This is a genomic window from Mycolicibacterium lacusdiani (assembly GCF_021916785.1).
Taxonomy (GTDB): domain Bacteria; phylum Actinomycetota; class Actinomycetes; order Mycobacteriales; family Mycobacteriaceae; genus Mycobacterium; species Mycobacterium lacusdiani.
The window spans coordinates 811,768-818,195 of sequence record NZ_JAKCFC010000003.1 but is presented as its reverse complement, the minus strand read 5'-3'; the positions used below and the strand labels follow the sequence as shown (position 1 = coordinate 818,195).

Annotated in this window: 9 protein-coding genes; 6 read left to right on the top strand and 3 right to left on the bottom strand. The window is 68.3% G+C overall.

Annotated elements, in window-relative coordinates; all coding sequences use genetic code 11:
* The 5 genes from LOK44_RS13690 to LOK44_RS13675 all read left to right on the top strand — a co-directional run.
* Positions 1-220 (top strand): integrase core domain-containing protein (locus LOK44_RS13690; protein WP_237570559.1); only part of this gene is annotated, 220 nt, incomplete at its 5' end.
* Between the two features lie 42 nt (positions 221-262).
* Positions 263-991 carry a DUF222 domain-containing protein gene (locus LOK44_RS13685; protein ID WP_237570558.1) on the top strand — a complete coding sequence of 243 codons (729 nt, stop codon included), beginning with the start codon at positions 263-265 and terminating at the stop codon, positions 989-991.
* Between the two features lie 8 nt (positions 992-999).
* Positions 1,000-1,134 (top strand): hypothetical protein, encoded by a 135-nt coding sequence (locus LOK44_RS29750; RefSeq protein ID WP_283817807.1) that lies wholly within the window; start codon positions 1,000-1,002, stop codon positions 1,132-1,134.
* Positions 1,135-1,202: 68 nt separating this feature from the next.
* Positions 1,203-1,646, top strand: coding sequence for an HNH endonuclease signature motif containing protein (locus LOK44_RS13680; protein WP_237570557.1), 444 nt, complete (start codon positions 1,203-1,205; stop codon positions 1,644-1,646).
* Between the two features lie 13 nt (positions 1,647-1,659).
* Positions 1,660-2,052: a YchJ family protein gene (locus LOK44_RS13675; RefSeq protein WP_237570556.1), complete on the top strand. Its 393-nt coding sequence runs from the start codon at positions 1,660-1,662 to the stop codon at positions 2,050-2,052.
* Here the strand turns inward: LOK44_RS13675 and LOK44_RS13670 are convergent.
* Both LOK44_RS13670 and LOK44_RS13665 read right to left on the bottom strand, forming a co-directional pair.
* Positions 2,049-2,531 carry a hypothetical protein gene (locus LOK44_RS13670; RefSeq protein WP_237570555.1) on the bottom strand — a complete coding sequence of 161 codons (483 nt, stop codon included), beginning with the start codon at positions 2,529-2,531 and terminating at the stop codon, positions 2,049-2,051. The two genes, LOK44_RS13675 and LOK44_RS13670, sit on opposite strands and share 4 nt — an antisense overlap.
* Positions 2,532-2,583: 52 nt before the next feature.
* Complete coding sequence (locus LOK44_RS13665; protein ID WP_237570628.1) at positions 2,584-4,185, bottom strand: purine-cytosine permease family protein; 1,602 nt, start codon at positions 4,183-4,185, stop codon at positions 2,584-2,586.
* A gap of 108 nt (positions 4,186-4,293) precedes the next feature.
* Between LOK44_RS13665 and LOK44_RS13660 the strand changes: the two genes are divergently transcribed.
* The gene (locus LOK44_RS13660; protein ID WP_237570554.1) at positions 4,294-4,968 is read left to right on the top strand and encodes a phosphatase PAP2 family protein; all 675 of its coding nucleotides are present in this window, start codon (positions 4,294-4,296) and stop codon (positions 4,966-4,968) included.
* Here the strand turns inward: LOK44_RS13660 and LOK44_RS13655 are convergent.
* A complete protein-coding gene (locus LOK44_RS13655) occupies positions 4,922-6,409 on the bottom strand; it encodes a bifunctional phosphatase PAP2/diacylglycerol kinase family protein (protein ID WP_237570553.1) in 1,488 nt (495 codons plus the stop codon). The genes LOK44_RS13660 and LOK44_RS13655 overlap by 47 nt on opposite strands.
* Positions 6,410-6,428: the final 19 nt, after the last annotated feature.

Sequence of the window (6,428 nt, the reverse complement as noted above, 5' to 3'; positions counted from 1 at the left end):
ATCACCGCAGACCAACGGCGTCATCGAGCGATTCTTCGAGACGCTGAAATACGAGCACCTCTTCCGCGGCTACATCGGCGACGGTGATGCCCTCGACATGGAAGCCCACCGCTTTCGCGTCATCTACAACACCATCCGACCACACCAAGCCATCCAGGACCGCACCCCACAACAGGCCTACCTGAACCCCATTAACCTGGAAATCCTGCCAACTCCTTGACTCAAGACAGAGGGCCTCGACGACGGGGCGTTGCTGGCGGTGATGGGTGAATCGCTGCACGCCGAACGCGCCGCTGTCGCCCGCCGCTTGGTCGCGGCCGGGGTGTTCGCCGCCCGCCACGAAGCCGGGCCCGGCTCCGAGACCGAGCGGTGGTGCGTCGAGGACTTCGATGCCGCCGCCGCCGAAGTCGGCGCCGAACTCGGCGTCAGCCGCTTCCGCGCCGGAGCCGACATGTCCCGCGGCCTCACCCTGGTCCAGCGGCTACCCCGGCTGGCCCGACGGTTCCTGGCCGGCGAGGTGGATCTGCGGGTCATCGCCACCATCGACACCCGCACCACCCTGGTCCAAGACCCGGGTGTCCTCGCCGAGCTGGACGCCAGGCTGGCCGAGGCCGCACCCCGCTGGAACGCCCTCTCGCGGGAGAAGCTCACCGAAATCGTCGACTGGCTGGTCGTCGAACTGGACCCCGAGGCCAAACGGGTGGCCCGCGACCGCCACGACGACCGCCACGTCGAGATCACCCCGGGCGAGCACGGGCTCAGCGAAATCCACGGCCGCCTCAGCGCCGTCGACGGGGCCGCGTTGGACAAGCGCCTCGACGCGATCGCCGCCACGGTATGCCGGGACGACCCCCGCACCACGGCACAGCGCCGCGTCGACGGCCTCGTGGCGCTGTCCGAACGCCGCGAGACCCTGGACTGCCGGTGCGGGCAAAACGAGTGCCCGGCCAGCGGCAACCGCGCCACGCTCCCGTCGCGCCGACGCAGGTGATCGTCCACGTGCTCGCCGAACAGGCCACCATCGAGGGCACCAGCGACACCCCGACCTACCTGCCCGGGCACGGCCCCGTCCCCGCCGCCACGGTCCGCGAACTCGTCGAGACCGGCCGCGCCACGACCCGGCCCGGCCCCTGACCGTCCCCACCGCCGACACCCCGCCTGAGAACGGCTACCGGCCCTCCCGCGCGCTGAGCGCGTTCCTGATGTTCCGCGACCTCACCTGCCGCTTCCCCGGCTGCAGCCATCCCGCCGAGAAGTGCGACTACGACCACACCGTTCCCTGGCCCCAGGGCCGCACCCAGGCGTCCGACCTGAAGGCGTACTGCCGCCACCATCACCTGCTCAAGACATTCTGGGGCGGACCCCGCGGATGGAACGACGTCCAACACCCGGACGGGACAATCGAATTCACCTCACCCAGCGGCCGCCGCTACACCACCACCCCACTCGGTGCGTCGTTCTTCCCCCGACTGGCCACTCCCACCGGCGATCACCAACCCCGAGGCGCACCCCCACCCGACAGCCCCGCCAAGACATGGGCGATGCCACGACGACGACGCAGCCGTGCCGCCGACAAGGCCGCACGCATCGCCCACGAACGCGCGATCAACCGCGCGCGTACCGACGCTGACCCACCACCGTTCTGATAGGGATGTGAGCATGGCCTCCGCGAGTGACTGCCCGTGCGGCAGCGGTGTCGACTACGCCGCGTGCTGCGAGCCGCTGCACGACGGTGAGCGCGAGGCGGCGACGGCCGAACAGTTGATGCGATCGCGGTACTCGGCGTACGCCCGCGGGCTGCCGGACTATCTGTTCCGCACGTGGCACCCGCGTACCCGCCCGGCCGACGTCGCGATCGAACGGGAGATCGAATGGACGGGCCTCGACGTCGTCGACACCGCTGCCGGCGGCGCCGAGGACGACCGGGGCGAGGTCGAGTTCACCGCCCACTACCGAGAGGCCGGCGGGCACCACGCCATGCGCGAGCGCAGTCGGTTCGAGCGGCGGGCAGGGCGTTGGTTCTACACCGACGGCGACACCGACGGCGGCTAGGCCCGCGGCACCCCGCACGCCGTGTAGACGAACTTGGGCGGCACGTCGTACCCGAGCGTCCGCTGCGGCACCCGCGCGAGCACGTCCTCGGACAGGGCTGACTTGAAGTGCAGTGACATCGACCCGGCGAACGACGAGTCCACCACCGAGATGTCCGGTACGTCGAGCGTCAGCCCCGACGCGTCGAGCGTCGCGGTGACCATGGACCCCGAGTCGTCGCTCCACGCATGGTCGATGGCTCGGCCGGCCTTCTTGGGCACCGTGGACAGCGTGCCCAGCAGCCGCCGGTTGGTCAGCACCAGCGCGCCGACGTAGCTGCGGATGTTGCCCTTCGCCGTCTTCCCGGGCACCTTGCCTGAGAACTTGAACGTCACGGGGACGAACTCGGCCAGGTGGATCACGCCCTCGGCCTCGACCTGCTCCCGGATGTCGTCGGGAAGCTTGCCGATGCCCAGCATCTTTCGCAGCAGGACAGCCATACGGCGACAGTAATCCTCGACCGCGCCCGGTGTCCGGATTCCCAACCGGCGACTACGTCTGCGCGGGCAGCACCTTGTCGCCGGACTTGTCCGTCGACAGGCACAGCGAGCAGATGTAGCCCTCAGGCCCAGCCGACTTCAGCATGTCCGGCCGTTCGTAATCGTGATGGCACACATGGCATTTCAGGTGATCATCGGCAGGGTTGCCGAACTCGTCGAGCATCGGGAGGTCGATGCCGTCGTCGGTGCGGCGCAGGTAATACCTGCCCTTGGTCGCAACGGCGATGATGGGCGGCAGCACCACTCCTAGGACGATCGCGACCAGCGGTGAGTATGGCCTGATCGCCTCACCGAGGCCGCCGAAGAACGCGAGGATCGATACGCCGGCGGCAGCCAGCATCGACACGAACCCAACCGGGTTGAAGTCGTAGAGCATGCCGCGGCGGAACTCCGGCTGCATCGGCGACAACTTCAACAGGTACTTGTTGAACACGATGTCGGAGGCGACCACGACCACCCAGGCGATGCCGCAGTTGGCGTAGAAACCCAGAATGGTGTTGAGGAAGTCGAACATGTTGGCTTCCATCAGAACCAGGGCGATCAAGAGGTTGAAACCGAGGAACACCAGCCGGCCCGGGTAGGTCTTGGTGATGCGTGTGAACGAGTTGGTCCACGCCAGCGAACCCGAGTAGGCGTTCGTCACGTTGATCTTCACCTGGCTGATGACCACCAGGACGACGGCGAGCGTCATGGCCAGCCACGGGGGCAGGAAGTTCTGGTAGATCTCCAGGAACTGGTGCACCGGCTGGTTGGCGATGCCCGCGCCGTCGGCAACGTTGGCGATGAGGTAGACGGCGAGGAACAGTCCCACGATCTGCTTGATGGCGCCGAAGATGACCCAGCCGGGCCCCGCCAAGAACAGCCACGTCCACCAGCTGCGGCTGTTCTCGGGCGTACGGGGAGGCATGAAGCGCAGGTAGTCGTTCTGTTCGGCGATCTGCGCGATCAGCGACAGACACACGCCCGCGGCCAGCAGCGTCGAGCCGAGGTCGAATCCCTGCACGCCGTTCTCACCCTGGTAGGCGAAGAACGAGCCGACCGACTCCGGATGACTGACGACGAGGTATACGAACGGCGCGACCATCAGGACCAGCCACAGCGGAGTGGTCCACACCTGAAGCGTGGAAAGCACTTTCATGCCGTAGATCACCAGCGGGAAGATGATGATCGTCGAGACCGCATACCCGACCCACAGCGGTATCCCGAGCCCCAACTCCAGGCCCTGGGCCATGATCGAGCCCTCGAGGGCGAAGAAGATGAACGTGAACGTCGCGAAGATGACGTTGGTGACCACCGACCCGTAGTAGCCGAAACCGCTACCGCGGGTGACCAGGTCGAGGTCGATGTTGTAGCGCGCGGAGTAGTAGGCCACCGGGAATCCGGTCAGCATCACCACGACGGCGAAGATGAGGATGCCCCACAGCGCGTTCGTGGTGCCGTAGGCGATGCCGATGTTGGCGCCGATCGCGAAGTCGGCGAGGTAGGCGATGCCCCCGAGCGCCGAGATGCCGACCACCCGCGTCGACCACTTGCGGTAGCTGCGCGGGGCGAACCGCAGCGTGTAGTCCTCCAAGGTCTCCTTGGTGGCGGTCATGGTGTCGACTTCGACTGGCTTCTCGACTGCGGCCCCCGGTGCGGCGTCCTGCGCCTCCTGCGTCATGGTGGCAAACTAGGTTCAGGTTGTTTCCGTAGTGTGTCGGTGGTGTTCCCACCGCGAGCCAAATGGGCCGTTGCGTCTGCCGTGCTGGCCGCGGCGATCTACGTCGCGATGTGGATCGGGTCCATGTCGTCGTGGGCATGGATGGTCGGCGTCGACTCCTCGACACTGGCTACCGCGTACCGCTTGGCGGCAGAGCACCCGGCGTGGGTCGGGACGTGGGACGCCATTTGCACCCTGTTCTCTCCGTTCGTGTTTCGCGTGGTGGCGGTCGGCATGATCGTGCACGCATTCATTCGGAGGAAGCCGGGCACCGCGGTGTTCCTACTGCTGGCCGTCGAACTGTCCGGCCCGCTCACCGTGCTGGCGAAGTGGGTGGGCGACCGGCCCCGTCCCGACACCGCGATGGTGTCTGCGTCGTCGACGTCGTTCCCGTCCGGCCACGCCGTCGGCGTCATGGCGAGCGTGCTGGCGTTAGCCGTCGTGCTCGCGCCCTACGTCCGCGCTGATCTGCGTCGCGTACTCGCCGTCGCGGGCGCGCTGGTCGTCGTCGCCGTGGGCGTGGGCAGGGTCGCGCTCAACGTGCACCACGCGTCCGACGTGGTAGCCGGCTGGGCGCTCGGCTACCTGTGGGTCCTGGTGTGCCTGCCCGTGATGCGGGCGATCGATCGGACTAGGGCAGTGGCCGGAACACCGGCAGCCCCCGATACCGAACGCTGAACGTCGCTTCCTCCAGCACCATCTCGACCTCGCCGTCGTGTGCGAGTGGGGTGGGTCCGTCCATCGCCTTGAACCGGAATTCGGGTACGCGCATCTCGTGGTAGAGCGGGCTCCTGGTCAGCCTGCCGAGCGCCAGCGCCGTGACGATGCGGAGCCGCGCGAACGGTCGGCCGGTCTCGAGCATGCGGACGTCGATGAGCCCATCGTCGAGGCGGCCTCGTCGCGACGGCGCGAACCCCGACGGCAGGTACACCGAGTTGCCGAGGAAGAAGAGCGACGTCTGCAACACCTGGTTGTCGAACGAAATGCGGACCGGCGCCTCGCGGCGCAGGGTGTGGAACAGCGCGTACGCCCCGGCCAACGGCTTGCCGATCTTGTGCTCGAGCTTCTCGCGGGTGCGCACGAACGCCGGGTAGGCGCCGATGCTCGCCGTGTTGATGACGGTGCCCGTCTCGTTGACGCGCAGCACGTCGACGCACGTGACGGTGCCTTCGCGGATGGCCTCCACGGTCCGCTCCACGGTCTCGCAGCCGATGTCCTTGGCGAAGTGATTGAACGTGCCGCCCGGGAACACCGCCAGCGGCATCCCGGTCTCCACCGCGATCCCGGCTGCGCACGACACCGTGCCGTCGCCGCCGCCGACTGCGAGCACCTCGCCGCGTTCGGCGGCGTCGCGCATGACGGCGGGCACGTCGTCGTCCTCGGTGAGCTCGACGATCTCCGTGCGCGGAAGCGCTTGCCGCACTTCGTCGATGACGCGCGCGCCGGTACCACTGCCCGACGCCGGGTTGATGACGAGGACCACGCCGGCACCGTCCGGTCGCGCAGGAGTGTCCACGCGCAGCGGCGCGGCGGTGGCAGGCATCCTGACTTCGACCACCGGCGGCACGATCTTGCCGCCGACCACCGCGATCGCGGCGCCCAATCCCAGGCCGGCGAGTACGTCCCCCGGGTAGTGCGCTCCGGTGGCCACCCTCGACATGCCGACCAGGCCCGCCAGGAGCGACAGGCCCAGGCCTACCGACGGGCTCTCCAGACCGACGCCGACCGCGAACGCAGCAGCGCTGGCCGAGTGGCCGGACGGCAGCGAATTGGACGTCGGCGTCCGCACTGAACGGCGGATCAGCGGCACGGCCAGCACGTTCGGCCGAGCCCGCTTCCAGATCCGCTTCGCACCCTGGTTGGTGATCAGGCTGGTGAACGCGAGGGTGGCGACGCCGCGGGCGGCGCCGCGGCGCACCGCAGGCTTCCCGGTCGCGGTGAGGACCGCCGCGATCGCGAACCACAGCTTCGAGTGGTCTGCCGCGGCGGTCAGCTTGGGCATCACCGCGTCCAGCAGTGGGCTTGGCGACTCCGCGATCGCCTCGTAGACCTCGCGGTCGAGGGTGCCGAGCCCTCTGCCGATTTGCCGAATGCCGCGGTGCCGCTGCCACAGGTCCATGGCCCCAACGTAGCCGCCA

Bases quoted from the DNA above. Each gene is read 5' to 3' on its own strand.
- LOK44_RS13685 (WP_237570558.1), top strand. From the start codon at position 263: ATGGGTGAATCGCTGCACGCCGAACGCGCCGCTGTCGCCCGCCGCTTG.
- LOK44_RS13680 (WP_237570557.1), top strand. From the start codon at position 1,203: ATGTTCCGCGACCTCACCTGCCGCTTCCCCGGCTGCAGCCATCCCGCC.
- LOK44_RS13675 (WP_237570556.1), top strand. From the start codon at position 1,660: ATGGCCTCCGCGAGTGACTGCCCGTGCGGCAGCGGTGTCGACTACGCC.
- LOK44_RS13670 (WP_237570555.1), bottom strand. From the start codon at position 2,531: ATGGCTGTCCTGCTGCGAAAGATGCTGGGCATCGGCAAGCTTCCCGAC.
- LOK44_RS13665 (WP_237570628.1), bottom strand. From the start codon at position 4,185: ATGACCGCCACCAAGGAGACCTTGGAGGACTACACGCTGCGGTTCGCC.
- LOK44_RS13655 (WP_237570553.1), bottom strand. From the start codon at position 6,409: ATGGACCTGTGGCAGCGGCACCGCGGCATTCGGCAAATCGGCAGAGGG.